We start from the raw sequence: 409 nt of genomic DNA, 5'->3' as shown, positions 1-409 counted from the left end.
TGTTGACCGCTTCCTCATCACACCGATGTTCTATCCGGCCAACTACGGGTTTATCCCGAACACGCTGAGCGACGATGGCGATCCTCTCGACGTTCTGGTGATTTGCCCATATCCCGTCTCACCTGGTGTTGTAATCCGCAGTCGCCCGGTTGGTGTGATGTACATGACTGACGAAGCCGGAGCGGATGCCAAGGTGATCGCAGTGCCTCATGAAAAACTCAGCTCTATGTACAGCGACGTCAAGGAGTGCTCAGACCTCCCTGCGTTACTCCTCGCGCAGATCCAGCACTTCTTCGAAAACTATAAAACATTGGAGCCAGGCAAGTGGGTGAAGACGGGCCGCTGGGGGAGCTCAGATGAGGCGCGGGAAGAGATTCGCAAATCGGTAGCTGCATATATCCCCAAATAG

The 409-nt window shown here is 54.5% G+C and carries 1 protein-coding gene; it reads left to right on the top strand.

The genetic code is table 11. From position 1 onward, the window contains the following. Positions 1 to 409 (top strand): inorganic diphosphatase (gene ppa, locus KMS84_RS43995; RefSeq protein WP_256921384.1); only part of this gene is annotated, 409 nt, incomplete at its 5' end.

Origin of the sequence: Streptomyces hilarionis (assembly GCF_024539675.1) — a bacterium.
Lineage (GTDB): Bacteria > Actinomycetota > Actinomycetes > Streptomycetales > Streptomycetaceae > Streptomyces > Streptomyces hilarionis.
Note: the sequence above shows the minus strand (reverse complement) of the source record. Positions and strands in the feature narration are given on the sequence as shown.